Source organism: Streptomyces flaveus (genome assembly GCF_014647675.1).
In the GTDB taxonomy this organism is placed as follows: Bacteria; Actinomycetota; Actinomycetes; order Streptomycetales; family Streptomycetaceae; genus Streptomyces; species Streptomyces flaveus.
Map to the genome: position 1 here is coordinate 366397 of NZ_BMPQ01000006.1, position 18646 is coordinate 385042.

Below are 18646 nucleotides of genomic sequence, written 5' to 3' on the forward strand. Positions count from 1 at the left end.
TCCGGCAGATAGATGCAGGGGGAAAGGAAATCCGTGAGCCAGGAGGAAACCCAAGGGCCGGACACCGGCACACCGTCCGCATCACCGGCCGCCGGGCCGGTCGAGCCCCGTAAACGCCGTGCCGTCGTCGCCGCGCTCATGCTCGCCATGGGCCTGGCCGCGCTCGACTCCACCATCGTGTCGACCGCCGTGCCGCAGATCGTGGGCGACCTCGGCGGCTTCTCCGTCTTCTCCTGGCTGTTCTCGGGCTATCTGCTGGCCGTGACGGTCACGCTCCCCGTCTACGGCAAGCTCTCCGACACCTTCGGTCGCAAGCCGGTACTGATCGCGGGCGCGGCCATCTTCCTGCTCGGCTCCCTGCTCTGCGCGCTCGCCTGGAACATGGCGGCGCTCATCGCCTTCCGTATCGTCCAGGGTCTCGGCGGCGGCGCCCTCCAGGGGACCGTCCAGACGCTCGCCGCCGATCTCTACCCCCTGAAGCAACGCCCCAAGATCCAGGCGAAGTTGTCCACGGTCTGGGCGACCTCGGCGGTCGCGGGCCCGGCGGTCGGCGGAGTCCTCGCGGCGTACGCCGACTGGCGGTGGATCTTCCTCATCAACCTGCCGATCGGCGCGCTGGCCCTCTGGCTGATCGTCCGCCACCTCCACGAACCCAAGCGCCGGCCCGGCCCCCGCCCCCGTATCGACTGGGCGGGCGCACTCGCCGTCTTCGCGTGCGGCGGCGTACTGCTGACGGCGCTGGTGCAGGGCGGAGTGGCGTGGCCCTGGCTTTCAGCTCCCTCAATCGCCCTGCTGGGTACGGGACTTGCCCTCGTCGCACTCACGGTGTTGATCGAACGCCGGGCCGCCGAACCGATCATCCCCGGCTGGGTCTGGCGCCGCCGCACCATCGCGGCGGTCAATCTGGCGCTGGGCGCGCTGGGGTTGCTGATGGTGGCACCGACGGTCTTCCTCCCGACCTACGCCCAGGCGGTCCTCGGCCTCGCTCCCATAGCGGCCGGATTCGTGCTCTCCGTATGGACGTTGAGCTGGCCGGTGTCGGCGGCGCTCAGCCAGCATGTGTACCGCAGGATCGGTTTCCGCAACTCGGCGTTGATCGGCATCGCTGCGGCCGCGCTGCTCCTGCTCGCGTTCCCGTTCCTGCCCTATCCCGGCGAACCCTGGCAGCCGGCCCTGCTCATGTTCCTGCTCGGCGGCGCGCTCGGACTGTTCCAGCTCCCTCTGCTCATAGGCGTCCAGTCGACGGTCGGCTGGTCCGAACGCGGCACGGCCACCGGTTCCGTACTCTTCTGCCGCCAGACCGGCCAGACGCTGGGCGCGGCCCTGTTCGGAGCGATCGCCAACGGCGTGCTGGCCACCCGCCTCGGCGGCGCCGGCGACCTCGACTCGGTCACCCGCTCCCTCGACTCGGGCACCCCCTCCGAACCCCTCCGCCACGCGGTCGCCGACGCGGTCCACGCGGTCTACCTGGGCGCGGCCTGCGCGGCCGGACTCGCCTTCCTGGTGCTGTTGTTGATGGCACCGCGGCGGTTTCCGGTGTTGAAGGGCGCCGCCGACTCGTGATCGACCCCTTTGTTCACGGGCCGGTTCGGCGGGCGACAAAGGGCTACTGACCTGCCCCGCCCTCCGGGCCGGGTGCTCGGCTCAGTAGACCGGCTCGCCGATACCCAGCAGGTTCCCCTCGCTGTCGCGGAACCAGACGGCGCGTTCGCCCCGTGCGCCCTTGCTCGGATAGTGGCCGTCGATGTCCGCGATTCCGTTCCTCGTCCGGAACCCGGGCACATCGACCTCCTCGAACACCACGCCGCGCTGTTTGAGCTCCGCCACGACTGCCTCGATGTCGTCGACCTGCCAGCCCATCTGGGTGAAGGTACCGGGAGAGACTCCCGTCGATTTGAACAGCGCGAACTCCACGCCTCCGCACCGGTACAACAACCCACCGGGCCGCTCGTCGACGGGCTCGAGGCCGAGCTGCTCGGAGTAGAAGCGCCGCGCCCGCTCCAGGTCCTGGGCAGGAAGCCTGGTCGCCACGCTTCCCCGGGCCAGAAGGTTCCTGTCGTCTGCGTTCATGACTCCAGTGTGTGCTCAGTCGTCGAGCAGCCGCCATGCGGTATCGACCTCTTCGCGTCCTTCATCCACCTTCGCCAGGGCGGCCGAATACACGCCGAGCAGCCGGTGTTCGACGGAAAGTGTTCACGCTTTTCGCAACCGGTATGCGGTCACGTGAGAGCGCCGTTCGCTCGCAGCAGCGGCAGTACGTGGTCGCGCAGTGCTCACATCAGGACGTGCTTGCCTGGGCCGATGACACGACGAGAAGTGCCTCTGACGCCTGTTCGGCCTACGACCGCCGGTGACCTGGGGTCCCTGCTGGTACGGCGACGCAGCACCCGCAGCTTCGGATCACAGCCGCCGAGCCTCGCCCAGATCGCACACCTGGCGTGGGCGGCACACGGGCGAACCGCCGACGGGCACCGCACGTGCCCGTCGGCGCACGCGTTGTATCCCCTGACGCTCACCGTGGTGGCGGGCAACGCGGAAGGCCTGGCCGCCGGGGCCTACCGGTACGACGCCGAGCGCCATGTACTGGCCCTGGTCGCCGACGGCGATCACCGCGACCGGGTCGCCCGCACCACCCTCGCCGACCACGACTGGTTGCGGCACGCGGCGGCCCTGCTGCTGCTCAGCGGCGACATGGGCACGGCCACGCGCCACTTCGCCGACCAGCCGCCGCAAGGCCGCCGGGGCCGGCGGTACGTCTGGCTGAGTGATCACGAGAAGGCCCGAAGCGACACTTCTCGGCGTTTACGTTTTCACCACAACTGACCAATGGGGCAAGTGGGGTTAACGCAGGTAACACCCGAGGTCAGCGGAGTAAGCGCGTACCGACCAATCAGTTTGGTGAAAAGGAGGCGCATCCTGAGGACGGCAGGTAGCGTGCGTGGCTCATTCCCGCCCCCTTCCCTACTCTCCCCGCCAAAGAATTCCCTGCGGCCCGCACCCCGGGCCCGAGCCACGCAAGGAAAACCGGGATGTCCTACGACCCGTCCCCGTCGTACCCAGTTCCACCGCCCCACGACTCGTCGCCGTCCTACTTCACCTACCCCTGGGCACCACAGCCGCCGCCGGAACCCGAGCCCGCGCGCCACCGCCCCCGGCACGCCGCGCTCGGCCACCACAGCGACCTCCGCGTCCTGCGCACCGCGTACCGCTGGCAGCGGCGCGTGGCGACGCTGACCGCACTGGGTTACTTCACGCTCTTTCTCGTCCTGTCCGCGTACGCGCCGGAGTTCATGGCGAAGGACGTCACCGACGGGCTGCCCGTCGGGCTGCTGCTCGGGCTCATCCAGGTGCCCGTCACCTGCGCGGCGATCGCGCTGTACGAGTACACGGCCCGCCGCGGCGTCGATCCGATCGCCGAACGGATAAGGAAACAGGCGGAGTTGGACGACAAGCGGGCGGAGGGCGGCCGATGACCGGGTTCAGCAGTTCCGCACAGTCGATGTCGCTCGTGGCGTTCACGGTCGTCGCCACCATCACGCTGCTGCTGTGCGTGATGACCGGCCCCGACCGCGACGACCTCGACGAGTTCTACACCGGCTACAGCTCGATGTCCCCGATGCGCAACGGCCTGGCCGTCGCGGGCGACTACATCTCCGCCGCGACGGTGCTCGGCACGGGCGGCGTGATCGCGCTGTTCGGCTACGACGGGGTCGTACTCGCCCTGAGCACCGCACTCTCCCTGATGCTGCTGATGTTCCTGCTGGCCGAACCGCTGCGCAACGCGGGCCGGTTCACCATGGGCGACGTGTTCGCGCGGCGGATGCCGGGACGCTCCATACGCATCGCGGCCTGCGTCGTGACGCTCGCCGCGCTGATGCCGATGATGCTGGTCCAACTCGCCGGTACGGGCGATTTGTTGGCGTTTCTGCTCGGCTTCTCCAGCGACTCGCTGAAGACCGGCTGCATCATCGGGCTCGGCACGCTGATGATCAACTACGCGGCGATCGGCGGCATGAAGGGCACCGCGCTCATCCAGATCCTGAAGATCGTGATGCTGCTCGGCTCCGGCGCCGTCATCGCCGTACTCATCCTGAACAAGTTCGACTGGAACCTCGGCGGCCTCTTCAACACGGCGGCGGAGAACAGCGGGGCGGGGCCGGCGTTCCTCAACTCCGGGCTGCAGTTCGCGAGCGGGCCCAACCCCGGACTGGACATGATCACCACAGAGCTGGTGGTGGTACTCGGCGGCGCGGTGCTGCCGCACATCACCATGCGCATGTACACCGCGGGCAGCGCGCGCGAGGTGCGCCGGTCGATGTCCTGGGCGGTGCCGGCCGTGGCACTGTTCGTGCTGATCATCACGGTCATCGGCTTCGGCACGGTGGCCATGATCGGGCGGAAGGCGATCACGGCGGCGGATCCACAGGGCAACACGACATATCTGCTGGGCTCGCGCGCCGTGTTCGGGACGGACCCGTCGACGGCCGAGACACTGCTCTTCACCACCGTCACGGCGGCGATCTTCCTGACCGTGCTCGCATCGGTGGCCGGGATGATTCTCGCCTGCGCCAACTCCCTTGCGCATGACGTGTTCGCCCACGGCAAGAAGCAGCTGTCACCGCGTCGCGAGATGACGTTGGCCCGGCTGTCCGCCGCTGCCGTCGGCGTCCCGACGATCCTGCTGGCCACGCTCGTCCAGCACCGCAACCTGCAACCGCTCGTCACACTCTCGCTCTGCGTCGGGGCCTCGGCGATCGCGCCCGCGCTGGTCTACGGGCTGTTCTGGCGCCGCTACACCCGGGCGGGGCTGCTCTGCACGTTGATCGGCGGCTCGGTCAGTACGTTCGTCCTGATGACCGGCACCACTCTGGTCTCCGGCTCGCCCGTCTCCGCCTTCCCCGACCACGACTTCACGTGGTTCCCGTTCACCACCACCGGGCTCCTCTCCATTCCGCTCGGCTTCGCCTTCGGGTGGCTGGGGACGATGCTTTCGGGGCGGCAACAGGCAGAGGAGCAGCGGCGGCAGTACGAGGCGGTCGAGGGGTGGATTCTGGCGGGGGTGGTCCGGCGAGGGCGCTAGCCGTGCAGCCGTGTCGGGGCGCCCTCAATCCACCGACGCCTGGCCCGTCAGCGTCACGAGGCTGTCCCGTACGTGGTTCATGTGGGCCTGCACTTCGTCCTTTTGGGCGGCGTGAGCGCGGAGCAGTCGTTCCGTTTCGTGGGTGATCCGGATTTCGCGGGCGTACGCCTCCGAAAGGATGGCGGCGGCCTGGGACTCCGCCTCCTCCTGGATGGGACGGGTCGACTCCCGGGCCTCGGCCAGGGCCCGTTCGGCCTCGGCCAGGGTCTCCTCTGCGCGTGACAGCAGCGGAACGTGCTCCGCGTCCAGGGCGGCCTCCTGCTCCGCCGTCGCACGGTCGAGCTCCTCCAGGCGGTCGGCGTGCTCCTTGGCCTGCTCGACGAGCATCGCCTCCGAGCGCCGGCGCATGTCGCGCAGCGCGTCCAGCGCCTCGCCGCGGTGCTCCTTCGCCTCCAGGCGCGCGGCGATGCGCAGTTCGTCGGCCTCGGCCTGGGCGGCGAGCAAGCGCCGACGGGCCCGTTCGTCGGCCGCGGCCCGTACCGCGTCGGCTCCCGCCCGTGCCGCCTCGCGAACCCGGCCGGTCTCGGACTGCGCCTCCTCCAGGATGCGTCTCGCCTCCCGGTGGGCGTTCTCGTGGAGGGCCGCCGCCTCCCCCTTGACGAGTTCGAAGATCTGCGCGGCACCTCTGCCGAGCTTCTCGTACGTCTGCGGAGGCAGCGCGGCCACCAGCTCGGCCAGCCGCTGCGCCTCCGCCTCCATCTCCCTGGCCAGTACGGTCAGACGGGCGGCCCGTTCCCACGCGGCGTCGCGGTCCTGCGAGAGTTCCGCGGCGTACGCGTCCACCTGCTCGGGACGGTAACCGCGGCCCCGTACGGCCATGAAGCCATGAGGCGACACCGATGTGCTGCTCATCCTCGAATCCCCTCTCAAGCTACGTACTGCATGACGTACAGCACGATGTGCCGCACATCCTGGTAGATCGGACAGAAGTGTTCATAATGCGACACTCCGCCGTTCAGTCAGTAAGAGGTCGGATGACAAAAAGGGGCGGGTCCGGTCGATCGACCGGACCCGCCCCCTCCACAGAAGGTGACGTCAGAGCAAGCCGTCCCACATCTGTTCCAGCAGCACCGACCACCAGCTCTCCGGCGAACCGAGCGCCGGCGGGTCGAGAGCGGCGAGCGCCGCCTGGAAGTCGACGGTCCAGCGGCCCGCCTGCTCCTGGTTCAGGCCGAAGCGAAGACGCCACATACGGCCCAGCAACGCCAGGCTCCGCGCGAACTCCGGCAGCCCCGTGTTCACGAACTGCGGCGGTACGGATGCGCCGCCCGGACCCGCCTCGACCGGTACGGCCACGATGTTCGCCGTGCCGTACTGGACGCAGATCGCCTTGCCGAAGTCGCTGCCCATGACGAGGTACGAACCCGCGTCCGAAGCCGGCTGCACCCCGCGTTCCTGGGCCAGTTCGGCGAGCGTGGGCACCGGGCGGCCCGGCTGGGCCTGGGCCCAGAAGAACGGGTTCATGTCCATGGGCAGCCCGGCCACGACCAGGGTGTGCGCCACGATCGGAGGTACGCCCTGCCGGGACACCGCCGCCTGGTCGAACCGGAAGACCCCCGGCCCGAACGCCGCCGCCAGCTCCTGACCGATCGCCTCCGGCGGAACCGGCGGCGCGGGCTGCACCTGCGGCAACGGCGCACGCACCGGTGCCGGCCGGGCGGGCCCGTCCGCGACCTGGTGCAACTCGCCCTGATGCGCGAGCAGTTGGGCCATGCCCTGCTGACGGCTCGCGTGGTCCGTGCCGTACGGGGCGATGCTGGTGATCCGCGCCTGCGGCCAGCTCTCGCGGATCATCCGCGCACAGTACGCGCCCGGCAACTCGCAGGACTCCAGCTCCGTGTGGAGCTCAAGCACCTGCTGCGGGGGCACGTTCATCGCACGCAGTTCGTGCAGGATCTGCCACTCCGGGTGCGGGGTGCCCGGCGCGGAACGGCGGATGAGCTGCTGCTCGGAGCCGTCCTGCGCGCGGTAGCGGAGTACGGCCTGATAGCCGGGGCCGACGGTCGGCTGGCCCTGCTGCGGGTAGCCGTACGCCGGGGGCTGCTGGCCGGGCATCGGCTGGCCGGGGGTCGGCCCGCCGCCCGGGCCCGGCATGGGGGGCCGGCCCGGCATCGGGTGACCTGGCGTCGGATGGCCTGGCATCGGGTGGCCCGGCGTCGGATGCTGCGGCGCACCCGGCGGCATCCCCGGAGCCTGCGGCGGCGGGGGCGTAGCCGGGCCTGCGGGACCGGGACCGGACAGCACCGTCTGCTGGTGGTGAACGCCGGCGGAGGGCGTGCCGCCCGGAGGGTTCGGGGCTCCGGGGCCGCCGGGCCGACCGTGCTGACCAGGGGCACCCGGAGCGCCGGGCGGCTTGGGCGCACCCGGAGCGCCGGGCGGTTGAGGAGCGCCGGGGCCGGAGCCGGAGAGCATGGTCGCCTGGTGGTGGACGCCACCGGGCGGCGTACCCGGGGCACCCGGCGGAGGCGTACCCGGCGCGCCGGGCCGACCGGGGGCACCGGGCGGGCCCGGAGGCTTGGGGCCACCGGAACTGCCGCCCAAGCTGCCGCCGGGCTGGTTCGGGTCGGCGAACATCGTGGGCGCGTGGTGGACGCCACCCGAGGATGTACCGCCCGGAGGATTGGGAGCACCGGGCGGCTGCGGCGCACCCGGCTGACCAGGCGCCCCCGGCCCCTCGGGCCCGTCAGGACCGACCTGCGAGACGAACTGCGTGGGCACATACCCACCGCCCCCCGAAGCACCCGGCGCACCGGGCCCGGACGGCGCAGGCGTACCCCCCGGCCGCGCCCCCGGCGTCCCGGGCGCACCCGGCGGAGGCGGCGTACTCGCCCCACCGCCACGCGCCCCACGCGGCGGCGACTGCGCCTTGCTGGTCGCGGCGTCGGCGATGTCACCGGCATGGGGCGCCAACGGCCGCCCCGGCGCACCCGAACCAGCGGGCGGCTGCGGCGCATTCGGTCCGGCGGGCGGCGGAGTACCCGGAGCCGCACCCGGCCGAGCCGCGCCCGACCCCCGCTCCTCGTCGACCGCCGGGGACACCGCCGTACGCGGAAGCTGACTGCCGCCCTGCATCAGGGCGGTCTTGGCGTCCGGCGGCGTGGGCGGCGGCGTACGACCGTCGTCAGCGTCACTCAGCGGCGGTGCGAACACCGTCGCGGGCAACGGCACCGAACGGTCCTCGCCCGCATCGGCATTGGTGTCGGTCCCGGCCCACGGGGTCGCCTCGGAAGACGTACCGGGCCCCTCACCGGAACCCGACTCGGACCCGCCCCCGGCAGCCGGCCACGACGGAGCACCCCCGGAAGCGGAAGACCCGCCCGGCGACACCCCGGGCCGCGAACTCCCACCCCCCGACACCCCGTTGGCGGACCCGGCATCAGCAGAGGCAGCAGCCGGACGAGCCCCCGCCCCCTCGGACGAACGGGAGGCCGAACCGGACGCAGCGGGCGAACCGGGCGAACCGGCGGAACCCGCAAGCGAACCAGCCCCCGACCCCTCCCGCCGATCCGGAATCCCCATCCGATCCGCCGCCTCCTGCAACCACTCCGGAGGAGTCAGCAAGAACGACGTCTGGTTCAGATCCACCCGCGCCGGAGGCGCCGACGCCGGTTCAGGCGCCGCATCCGGCAACCCGTACTCCTCCTCGTACCGGCGAATCACCTCACCCACCGGCAGCGAAGGCCACAACGTGGCCTCCCCGCTGTCCCGCGCGATCACCAGCCGCTGCGCACCACCGTCGGAACGCGGCCCCTCGGCCCGGTCCTCCGCCCACACGACGAAACCGAGCTCGAACTCCCGCACCCGCACCTCACGATGCTGATACGAGGCCACATCACCGTTGATCCACTCTTCCGCGCGCTCCTGCGCCTGCGCGAAGGTCACCATCGGACGCTCACTCCCCCACCGAAGAGACGGACACGGCTCGCGCGAAGCCGCCGTCCACCATCAGGTTCGCCACGGTCTCCAGCTCCGGCGGATTACCCGCCAGCCGGCCCAGGAACTGGTCGAAGTCGTCACCACAGGGCAGCAACAGCCGCTCCACCCGCTCCGGCGGCGGCCACGCGTCCTGGTCACGCGCGTCATCGAACGCACAGAACCACACCGACCCCAGCCGCTCACCCTTCACCTTCACCGCGAGCAGCCCGCCCTGGACGAAGCCCACCCCCAGGTAATCCTTGGTGAGGTGGTCACGCAAGCACTTGTTGACGTACACGAGATCATTCACGGCCGCCTCGTCACGCACCGTGAAGAACGGCTGATCCACCAGCAGACCCAGCTCCGCGTCCAGCGCCGCCCCCACCGGAGCACAACCACCCGCCGCCTTCAGAAACGAGCGATAGGCACCCGGCAGCCGGTACCCAAGATCCTCCTCGACACCCTGCACCTCCTGCTCGGACACCGCGACCGACGTCTTCGGCAACCCGAAATGCACCGGCCGCGTCTCCTGCAACGGCCGCGTACCCCTCTTGTCCTGATCGACAGCCGCCGTCGCAAGCCCGCCATGATGCCGCAGCAAAGCCTTCACCTCGACCGGCACCAACTCAAGACGCCGCGAACCCGGCACGTGATGCCAGGTCCAGCCATGCGGAGTCGCCACCGCCGGAATGGTGTCCCACAACTCATGCCCCGTCGCCGCCAAAGCCGCGTTCGCCGACACATAGTCCGTAAGCCGCAGCTCATCGACACCGAAGCCCTCGGGCGGCTCGGCGATCTCCGCCGCGGCACGCGCATAGACCGAGAAGTCGGGATAGCCGTACTCATCGACCCGCACACCCCTGGGATGACGAGCGGCCCGGACCGGATCCGGAAAATGTACGACCTGCCCGGCATAAGCCGCGTTCGGCGGCGCGGCTTGCTGCCCGAGCCGACCTGTCGTCATGGCGGTTGCCCCCTGCGGCGTTCTGATTGGATCGCGGACGTCGACAGCCTATGCGGTTGTACGACACCGGTCACCGGGCCTCCGGTTCCGCACCGGCCCACAGGCCCGGCGGTCCCGTGACCTGCCGTCACCCCGCCGTGACCGAGCGACGAAGAACAGGCGTGTCGGGTGGACTCCGCTTCCACACCAGCCACGGAGTTTGGCACTCTGTCCCCGCACCCGGGGGCTGCGACCACAACAGCCACACCGCGGGGATGGGGAGGAAACAAGATCATGAACGCCACACAGACGGGCACATCCGGTGACCCGCGGGTCGGCTGGAGCAACACCGAAAGACCCCACACACCCGCCCTCCACCACCGCCGCGACGGCATACTCCCCACCATCGCCGCCGCCCTCTCCGTACGCGGCGCCACCCTCACCGGCACCGCCGCACGCGGCGACCAACAACCCGAACTCCACCCACTCGTACGAGACTTCCTCGACACCCTCACCAGCGCCCAACGCGACCGCTTCACCGGCCGCTGCGCCGAAACAATCCTCATCTCCCGACACCTCAGCGCAGCCGACACAGCCCGCTCCAAACGCGCCGCCCGCAAACCCATGACCAACAACGAAGCCCGCAAAACCCTCAAAAACGCCAAACTCACCGCCCGCTACATCCGCGAAGACGGCGACCCCCTCCACGGCAACTTCGCCACACCCTGCCGCTCCTGCACCGCACTCAGCGCCCACTTCGGCGTACGCATCATCGACCCCACGACATCACAGACGTGAGCCTTCCCACACGCACGCGCGTACGTACACGTATAAGCACCGCAGGAACACCGCACAGACGAACGTAGGACTCATGCACGCCGACCGCACCACCGCCACCACCCGCTTCCCCAAACCCGTCGACCACGCACTGCGCGCCGCCGGATGGCAGCCAGGCCGCTGGGACATAAAGCAGGCCGAATACTGGGCCGACGCCCTGCGCAACCACGAATCCCCCGCCGGACACCGACACGCCGTGTTCCCGGCAGCCGTCGAAGCATGGGCGGAATTCGGCGGACTCCACGTACCCGTCTCCGGACCCGGCCGACAGGTCGCCCCCTCCCCCCTCCACCTCGACCCACTGCACGGCCTCCACATGGCCCGCACCCTCGCCGACCTCGGCCGCGCCCTGGACACCGAGGTCTGCCCACTCGGCGAAGAATCCGACAACCGCGCACTACTCGCGATCGACGCCGAGGGACGCGTATACACGCTCGACCACACCGGCGACTGGTACCTGGGATCCGACATCGACCAAGCCCTGACCGGACTCCTCTCGGGCATCGAACCGGTACGCCTGACGACGAGCTGAACCCGCTTGGTTCCGGGGCTCTCAGCCCTCCGCCGGAATCACCGCGGACACCCGGAACCCACCCGCATCCGTCGGCCCCGACACAAACACCCCACCCAACGCGGCAACCCGCTCCTTCATACCCACCAAACCGTTCCCCCCACTCGGCAGACGCGCACCCGAAGCAGCCTCCGGCTCCGGCGGCGGCTCGTTCTCCACCTGCATCGCAATCTCCGCCGAACGATGCGCCAACCGCACATGCGTCTTCGCACCCGCCGCATGCTTATGGACGTTCGTCAACGCCTCCTGCACCACGCGATACGCGGTCTGCTCCACCTCCGGCGCATACACACGCGAATCACCGTCGACCGACAGATCCACCGCCATACCGGCTGCCGCCGACTGCCCGAGCAACTCGTCCAGATCAGCCAGGCACGGCCCGTCGCCACCCTCGTCGTCGACGACCCGGGACGCGGCGGCGGCTGCCGCGGCACCCACCGCCGCGAGCGGTACCGGCTGCGCCCGAGGCGACAGACCATCCCCCGTACGCAACACCCCCAACATCTCCCGCAACTCCGTCAGCGCCTGCCGGCCCATATCCCCCACCAACGCCGCGTTCCTGACCGCCTTCTCCGGATCCTTCCGCGCAACAGCCTGAAGCGCCGCCGCATGCACAACCATCAGACTCACCCGATGCGCGACCACATCGTGCATCTCACGCGCGATCCGCGTCCGCTCCTCGTTCCGCGCCCACTCAGCCCGCTCCTCCGCCCGCTCAGCCAGCAACTGCAACTCCCGCTCCAAGGAGTCAGCCCGCTCCCGCAAGCTCTCCATCAGCCGACGCCGCGCCCCCACATACAAACCAAGAAGAACCGGCGGCGCCGTCAGACCCAACGAAGTCGTCAGCGACAAGAACGGCACAGCCCACTCACCGAACTCCACCTCGCCACGCACCACACCCTGATGCGCCCGCACATACGCGACGATCAGCACCCCCACCATCGACATCGACGCCAACGCCCCGATGATCCGCCGCGGCAACTCCGACGCCGCCAGCGTGTAAAGCCCCACAACCCCCATCAGAAAACCCATCGCGGCAGGCGTGATCGCGATCGAGACAAGAACGACAGCAATCGGCCACTTACGCCGAAACAGCAGCACGGACCCCGCCAACAGCCCGAAAACGACCCCCACCGCATCCGGCAACCCAGCATCCCGCGCGAACGGAACCCCCTGGAACGCACACTCGACAGCGGACACCAACGCGAGCCCACCATCGAGCCACGCACTCCGCCACCGCACCCACCACCACGGCCCCGTCCCGGCCGCGGTGTGGTCTTCCCCCGTCGTGGTCATACCTCCAGCCTACGGGCGCCCACCCCACCTTTTCCGGTGACTTTCCCGCACTGGCCTACACCACATGCCGCAATCGAACGGGAGCGAAAACGGCAGAAATCCCTCGAACTGGCGAACCGCACACGGTTTCGGTCCGGACGCCCCTATTCGGGCCTGAAGGTATGCCCATGGCACACGCATACGGCAAGTACGCCGACTTCGAAGGGCTCCGGGAGCAGGCGGTCACGCTCCGCCGAGCAGGCCTCAGCCGCCGCCAGATCCGCGACCGGCTCTACATCGACAACAACGACATCCTCAACCGCCTCCTGGAAGGCGAGCCGCCCCCGGAGTGGACCAAGCGGCCGAATGCGAAGGACGACCTGAGGGCCAAGGCCAGGGAGCTACGGCTCCAGGGCTGGACGTACGACCAGATCCAGGTGGAGCTGGGGTGCTCGAAGAGTTCGATCTCGTTGTGGGTACGGGATCTGCCGAAGCCGGAGCGGAAACGGACCCCCGAGGAGGCTTCAGCCATCGCCAAGCGCGGTTGGGAGGCGACACTGCGGAGGAGAGAGGAGGAACGGCAGCAGACCAAGCAGGCATCAGCCGAGGAGGTCGGCACATTGACCGACCGGGAGCTGTTGGTTGCGGGCGTCGTTCTCTACTGGGCGGAAGGCTGCAAGGACAAGGCGACATACAGCCGCTCACGCGAGAGGTTGCAGTTCATCAACAGCGACCCCAATGTCATCAGCCTCTACCTGCGCTGGCTCGAGCTCCTGGGCGTAGAACGGGACCGCATGCGGTTCCGCGTCAGCATCCACGAGTCGGCAGACGTAGCCGCAGCTGAAGCGTTCTGGGCCGAACTGGTCGGGGTCGACGCTGCAACCTTCCAGAGGGTCACCCTCAAGAAGCACAACCCTCGAACAAACCGGCAGAATACGGCGGAGGCTTATCGCGGCTGCCTGGTCATCTACGTCACCAAGAGCGCTGAGCTGTACCGTCGCATGGAAGGCACCTGGTACGGCATAGTAGGAGCCGCGCGCGCATCCGATCTAGGAAATCGGACATAGCGGGCAAACCATCCCGGGTCGTCTAAAGGCAGGACAAATGGTTTTGGTCCATTGAATGAGGGTTCGATTCCTTCCCCGGGAGCATGACAAGAGCGGGGCCTGACCACCACGTCAGGCCCCGCTCACATTTCCCCCGCACAACGCCCCGGTATCCTGCCGATGTCCGCACCCCAAAGACATCAGACATCGCAGTCATCGAAGCCGAAGGGCAAAACCCGTGAGCGCCATTCGCCCGGCAGCCGTAGTCGTTCTTGCAGCGGGTGAGGGCACCCGTATGAAGTCGGCCATACCGAAGGTCCTGCACGACATCTGTGGCCGTTCCCTTGTGGGGCATGTGCTTGCCGCCGCGCGCGAGTTGGAGCCCGAGAACCTGGTCGTCGTCGTGGGGCACGCCCGCGAGAAAGTCACCGCGCATCTCGCCGAGGTCGATCCGGGCGTACGTACGGCCGTGCAGGCCGAGCAGAACGGCACCGGGCATGCGGTGCGGATGGGGCTGGAGGAGTTGGGCGGTGCGGTCGACGGGACCGTGGTCGTCGTCTGCGGGGACACTCCCCTGCTCAGTGGCGAGACCCTCCAGGAGCTCGCCGCGACCCACACTGCCGACGGGAATGCCGTCACCGTGCTGACCGCCGAGGTTCCGGACGCGACCGGTTACGGCCGGATCGTGCGCGACGGGGTTTCCGGTGCCGTAACCGCGATCGTCGAGCACAAGGACGCCTCCGATTCGCAGCGTGCGATCCGTGAGATCAACTCGGGTGTGTTCGCCTTCGATGGCCGGCTGCTTGCGGATGCGCTCGGCAAGGTGCGTACGGACAACAGTCAGGGTGAGGAGTACCTCACGGATGTCCTTGGCATTCTGCGTGAGGCCGGGCATCGGGTGGGGGCTTCGGTGGCCGGTGATCATCGTGAGATCGCGGGGATCAACAACCGTGTGCAGTTGGCTCAGGCGCGTCGGATTCTGAACGACCGGCTTCTGGAGCGGGCGATGCTGGCCGGTGTGTCGGTGGTCGATCCGGCGTCGACGTGGGTCGATGTGACGGTGACGTTCGAGCAGGACGCGATTGTGCATCCGGGTACGCAGCTTCACGGTGCCACGCATCTGGGCGAGGGTGCGGAGGTCGGTCCCAACTGTCGTCTGAAGGACACGACGGTTGGTGCGGGTGCTCGGGTGGACAACACGGTGGCGGTTGGTGCCGAGGTGGGGCCTGAGGCGAGTGTGGGGCCGTTTGCGTATCTGCGTCCGGGTACTCGGCTGGGGTTGAAGTCGAAGGTGGGGACGTACGTCGAGACGAAGAACGCGTCGATCGGTGAGGGGACGAAGGTTCCGCATCTGTCCTACGTGGGTGATGCGACGATCGGCGAGTACTCCAATATCGGTGCGGCGAGTGTGTTCGTGAACTACGACGGTGAGGCCAAGCACCACACCACGGTGGGTTCACATTGCAAGACGGGTTCGGACAACATGTTTGTGGCGCCTGTCACGGTCGGGGATGGTGCGTACACGGCGGCTGGTTCGGTGATCACGAAGGATGTGCCGCCGGGTTCGTTGGCTGTGGCCCGTGGCCAGCAGCGGAATATTGAGGGTTGGGTGGCTCGGAAGCGTCCGGGGAGCGCGGCTGCGAAGGCGGCGGAGGCGGCTTCTCGGGAGGCTGAGGGCGGGAGCTGACCGGAATTCGGCGCGTCTGTGACGGCGTACCGTGATAGGTGCACATCCGCATACCCAGCTGTGGTCACTGTTTGACGGCCGGCTGAGACACCTCTGAGGAGACAGTGCTGTGACCGGGATCAAGACGACCGGCGAGAAGAAGTTGATGTTCTTCTCCGGCCGCGCCCACCCCGAGCTTGCCGAGGAGGTCGCCGAGCAGTTGGGTGTCGGGGTTGTTCCGACGAAGGCCTTTGACTTCGCGAACGGTGAGATCTATGTCCGTTATGAGGAGTCGGCGCGTGGTGCGGACTGCTTTGTGATTCAGAGCCATACGGCTCCGATCAATCAGTGGATCATGGAGCAGTTGATCATGATTGATGCGCTGAAGCGGGCTTCCGCTCGGAGCATCACGGTGATTGTGCCGTTCTACGGTTACGCCCGTCAGGACAAGAAGCACCGGGGACGTGAACCGATTTCGGCGCGTCTGGTCGCGGACATGATGAAGACGGCGGGTGCGGACCGGATCCTGACGGTCGATCTGCACACGGACCAGATTCAGGGCTTCTTCGATGGTCCGGTGGATCATCTCTTCGCGCTGCCGCTGCTCGCGGACTATGTGGGCAAGAAGGTGGATCGCGCGAAGCTGACGGTGGTTTCGCCGGATGCGGGTCGGGTGCGGGTGGCGGATCGCTGGTGTGATCGTCTGGGTGCTCCGCTGGCGATTGTGCACAAGCGTCGTGACAAGGATGTGGCGAATCAGGTCACGGTGCATGAGGTGGTCGGTGATGTCGAGGGCCGGGTGTGTGTGCTGGTCGACGACATGATCGACACGGGTGGCACGATCTGCGCTGCGGCGGACGCGTTGTTCGCGCATGGTGCGGAGGATGTGATCGTGACGGCGACGCATGGGGTGTTGTCGGGTCCGGCCGGGGATCGGCTGAAGAACTCGAGGGTCAGTGAGTTCATTTTCACGAACACGCTGCCGACGCCGGGTGAGTTGCAGCTCGACAAGATCAGGGTGTTGTCGATCGCGCCGACGATCGCGAGTGCGGTGCGTGAGGTGTTCGAGGACGGTTCGGTGACGAGCCTGTTCGACGACCAGTAGGCCGGATCGAGTTGCCGGGTTGAGTAGCCGGTTTCGGGTCTGAAGATCGATTTCTGGTACGGCCTTCCTGCCGCGTAAGCTGTCACAGTTGCTCGGCGAGGGAGGCCGTACGGCGTTGTGAAGGCGCTGGTACGGCGGTCCGTTATCGACGCGCTCTTCGTAGCAGGCCGTTGTTTGGCCGGGTGACTCCGTTTCCCCTTTTCTACGAGGAGTGATGAGCATGGCCGAGGTGAAGCTCGCTGCCGAGCCCCGTACCGAGTTCGGCAAGGGTGCGGCGCGTCGTATCCGCCGTGAGAGCAAGGTTCCCGGTGTGCTGTACGGCCATGGTGGCGAACCGGTTCATGTGACGCTGCCGGGTCACGATCTGCTGTTGGCGCTGCGTACGCCGAACGTTCTGCTGGCTCTTGAGATCGAGGGCAAGAAGCAGCTGGCGATTCCGAAGGCCGTTCAGCGTGATGCGATCAAGGGTTTCCTGGAGCACGTGGACCTGCTGCTGGTGCGTAGTGGCGAGAAGGTCAATGTCGAGATCTACGTGCACACCGAGGGTGACCTGGCTCCGGGTGCCTTCCTTGTCGAGCATGTGCTGAACGCGCTGCCGGTCGAGGCGGAGGCCACGCACATTCCGGAGTCGGTGACCGTGTCCATCGAGGGCCTGGCGGCCGGCGACTCCATTCTGGCGAAGGATGTCCCGCTGCCGGAGGGTACGACGCTGGGGATCGACGAGGACGCGGTTGTTCTCCAGGTTCTGGCCGCGCAGGCGGAGGAGCCGACGGAGGAGGGCGAGGGCGAGGCCGCTTCTGCGGAGGCCTGATCCCGCGCTGTCGTCGTTTTGCCGGCCGCCGTTCCTCCGGGAGCGGCGGCCGGCGCGTATGAAGGAGACATGGACGTGACGAGCGATGCCGGTGCCCCTTGGTTGGTGGTAGGGCTGGGTAATCCGGGGCCCGATTATGCGATGAACCGGCACAATGTGGGGTTCATGGTGGCTGATCTGCTGGCTGAGCGGGTCGGGGGGAAGTTCAAGCGGGCCGGGAAGGCGCAGGCTCAGCTACTGGAGGGGCGGATTGGGCCGCCGGGGCCGGGGAGTCGGCGGGTGGTGGTGGCCAAGCCGATGTCGTACATGAATCTGTCGGGTGGTCCGGTGAACGCTCTGCGGGATTTCTACAAGGTGCCGGTTGCGAATATCGTTGCCATTCATGACGAGTTGGACATCGATTATGGCGTGCTGCGGTTGAAGCTGGGTGGTGGCGACAACGGTCATAACGGGCTGAAGTCGATGACGAAGGTGATGGGTTCGGATTATCACCGGGTGCGGTTCGGTATCGGGCGGCCTCCGGGGCGTATGCAGGTCGCGGATTTCGTGTTGAAGGACTTCGCGGCTGCGGAGCGCAAGGAGCTGGATTACTTCGTGGATCGGGCGGCCGATGCGGTGGAGTGTCTGGTGATTGATGGGCTGGAGCGGGCGCAGAGTACGTACAACTCCTGACTTGTCCGCCAGTGTGAGCTAGTCGGAGTTGACCGAGTGCTGGGCCATGGCCAAGGATCTCCGCCATGTCTGCCCTTACCTCTCGCCCGAGCGCGGGTACTGCGCTGCGGTTCGGGCGGCTCGCGGCGATGGGGACCGTCGCGGTGCTTCTGTTGATCGCCGGTGTCTGGGCTTCGTGGGGTACCGCTCAGCATGTGATGCTCACCAAGGGGCGTGAGCAGGGCACGATGACGGTCACTCGGTGTGGGGATGATCGCTGTACGGGGTCGTATGCGCCGGTGTCGGCGGGGTCCACTGCGCGTGCGCGGGTCACGATCTCGAGCACGGTGGTGGTTGAGAAGGGTGAGACGTACGCGGTGGTGGTGAAGCCGGGGGGCGGTGAGGTGGTGCGTACGGGGCCTGGTGGGCTGCTGTATGCGTGGGTGCCGCTCGGTGGTGCGTTGCTGCTTGCTTCGCTGGTGGTGGCGGGTGGGCTGCGGTTGCCGCGGCTTGCGTGGGCGTTGGGTGGGGCGGGGTTGACGTTGCTGACGGCGGCGTTTGTCGCTCTGTGAGGGTTTTCGCCCCCGCCGCCCTTACCCGTCCCGTACCAAGGGGCTCCGCCCCTGGACCCCGCTGGGGGCTTCGCCCCCAGACCCCCGCATCGGCCTGAACGGCCTCGTCCTCAA

17 protein-coding genes and 1 tRNA gene are annotated in these 18646 nt (G+C 68.3%); 13 read left to right on the forward strand and 5 right to left on the reverse strand.

The annotated features are described in order from the left end of the window. Positions 1-33 precede the first annotated feature (33 nt). Positions 34-1563: an MFS transporter gene (locus IEZ21_RS15985; RefSeq protein WP_246567769.1), complete on the forward strand. Its 1530-nt coding sequence runs from the start codon at positions 34-36 to the stop codon at positions 1561-1563. Positions 1564-1644: 81 nt separating this feature from the next. On the opposite strand, the gene IEZ21_RS15990 is transcribed toward IEZ21_RS15985, so the two are convergent. Further along, positions 1645-2070: a VOC family protein gene (locus tag IEZ21_RS15990; RefSeq protein ID WP_189322535.1), complete on the reverse strand. Its 426-nt coding sequence runs from the start codon at positions 2068-2070 to the stop codon at positions 1645-1647. Positions 2071-2301: 231 nt separating this feature from the next. On the opposite strand from IEZ21_RS15990, the gene IEZ21_RS15995 reads away from it, so the two are divergent. From IEZ21_RS15995 to IEZ21_RS16005, 3 genes are all read left to right on the forward strand, one after another. Next, positions 2302-2823, forward strand: coding sequence for a nitroreductase family protein (locus IEZ21_RS15995; protein WP_189322536.1), 522 nt, complete (start codon positions 2302-2304; stop codon positions 2821-2823). Between the two features lie 206 nt (positions 2824-3029). Next, entirely contained in the window at positions 3030-3473 is a 444-nt protein-coding gene (locus IEZ21_RS16000; RefSeq protein ID WP_189322537.1) for a DUF485 domain-containing protein, read from the forward strand. Beyond that, positions 3470-5080, forward strand: a complete 1611-nt coding sequence (locus tag IEZ21_RS16005; protein ID WP_189322538.1) for a sodium/solute symporter — start codon at positions 3470-3472, stop codon at positions 5078-5080. Before IEZ21_RS16000 ends, IEZ21_RS16005 begins: the two co-directional genes overlap by 4 nt. A gap of 24 nt (positions 5081-5104) precedes the next feature. On the opposite strand, the gene IEZ21_RS16010 is transcribed toward IEZ21_RS16005, so the two are convergent. From IEZ21_RS16010 to IEZ21_RS16020, 3 genes are all read right to left on the reverse strand, one after another. Then, positions 5105-5992: a coiled-coil domain-containing protein gene (locus IEZ21_RS16010; RefSeq protein WP_189322539.1), complete on the reverse strand. Its 888-nt coding sequence runs from the start codon at positions 5990-5992 to the stop codon at positions 5105-5107. A gap of 183 nt (positions 5993-6175) precedes the next feature. Continuing rightward, positions 6176-9025: an SUKH-4 family immunity protein gene (locus tag IEZ21_RS16015; RefSeq protein ID WP_189322540.1), complete on the reverse strand. Its 2850-nt coding sequence runs from the start codon at positions 9023-9025 to the stop codon at positions 6176-6178. Positions 9026-9032: 7 nt separating this feature from the next. After that, positions 9033-10019 carry an SMI1/KNR4 family protein gene (locus IEZ21_RS16020; RefSeq protein ID WP_189322541.1) on the reverse strand — a complete coding sequence of 329 codons (987 nt, stop codon included), beginning with the start codon at positions 10017-10019 and terminating at the stop codon, positions 9033-9035. Between the two features lie 273 nt (positions 10020-10292). On the opposite strand from IEZ21_RS16020, the gene IEZ21_RS16025 reads away from it, so the two are divergent. Together IEZ21_RS16025 and IEZ21_RS16030 are read left to right on the forward strand one after the other, a co-directional pair. Further along, entirely contained in the window at positions 10293-10796 is a 504-nt protein-coding gene (locus IEZ21_RS16025) for a YwqJ-related putative deaminase (RefSeq protein ID WP_189322542.1), read from the forward strand. Between the two features lie 73 nt (positions 10797-10869). Continuing rightward, entirely contained in the window at positions 10870-11367 is a 498-nt protein-coding gene (locus IEZ21_RS16030; protein ID WP_189322543.1) for an SUKH-3 domain-containing protein, read from the forward strand. A gap of 21 nt (positions 11368-11388) precedes the next feature. Here IEZ21_RS16030 and IEZ21_RS16035 read toward each other — a convergent pair whose 3' ends face one another. After that, positions 11389-12702 (reverse strand): sensor histidine kinase, encoded by a 1314-nt coding sequence (locus IEZ21_RS16035; protein ID WP_189322544.1) that lies wholly within the window; start codon positions 12700-12702, stop codon positions 11389-11391. A gap of 167 nt (positions 12703-12869) precedes the next feature. On the opposite strand from IEZ21_RS16035, the gene IEZ21_RS16040 reads away from it, so the two are divergent. The 7 genes from IEZ21_RS16040 (at position 12870) to IEZ21_RS16070 (ending at position 18532) form a co-directional block, all read left to right on the forward strand. Then, on the forward strand, positions 12870-13748 hold the full coding sequence (locus tag IEZ21_RS16040) for a hypothetical protein (RefSeq protein ID WP_189322545.1): 879 nt from the start codon (positions 12870-12872) through the stop codon (positions 13746-13748). A gap of 11 nt (positions 13749-13759) precedes the next feature. Further along, a tRNA-Gln gene (locus IEZ21_RS16045) sits at positions 13760-13830 on the forward strand. Positions 13831-13965: 135 nt separating this feature from the next. Beyond that, positions 13966-15414 (forward strand): bifunctional UDP-N-acetylglucosamine diphosphorylase/glucosamine-1-phosphate N-acetyltransferase GlmU, encoded by a 1449-nt coding sequence (gene glmU / locus IEZ21_RS16050; RefSeq protein WP_189322546.1) that lies wholly within the window; start codon positions 13966-13968, stop codon positions 15412-15414. Positions 15415-15523: 109 nt separating this feature from the next. Continuing rightward, on the forward strand, positions 15524-16498 hold the full coding sequence (locus IEZ21_RS16055) for a ribose-phosphate diphosphokinase (RefSeq protein WP_033323110.1): 975 nt from the start codon (positions 15524-15526) through the stop codon (positions 16496-16498). Between the two features lie 220 nt (positions 16499-16718). Beyond that, positions 16719-17309, forward strand: coding sequence for a 50S ribosomal protein L25/general stress protein Ctc (locus IEZ21_RS16060; protein WP_189322547.1), 591 nt, complete (start codon positions 16719-16721; stop codon positions 17307-17309). Positions 17310-17378: 69 nt separating this feature from the next. Further along, on the forward strand, positions 17379-17981 hold the full coding sequence (gene pth / locus IEZ21_RS16065; protein WP_189322548.1) for an aminoacyl-tRNA hydrolase: 603 nt from the start codon (positions 17379-17381) through the stop codon (positions 17979-17981). Positions 17982-18046: 65 nt separating this feature from the next. Continuing rightward, a complete protein-coding gene (locus tag IEZ21_RS16070) occupies positions 18047-18532 on the forward strand; it encodes a hypothetical protein (protein WP_189322549.1) in 486 nt (161 codons plus the stop codon). Positions 18533-18646 lie beyond the last annotated feature (114 nt).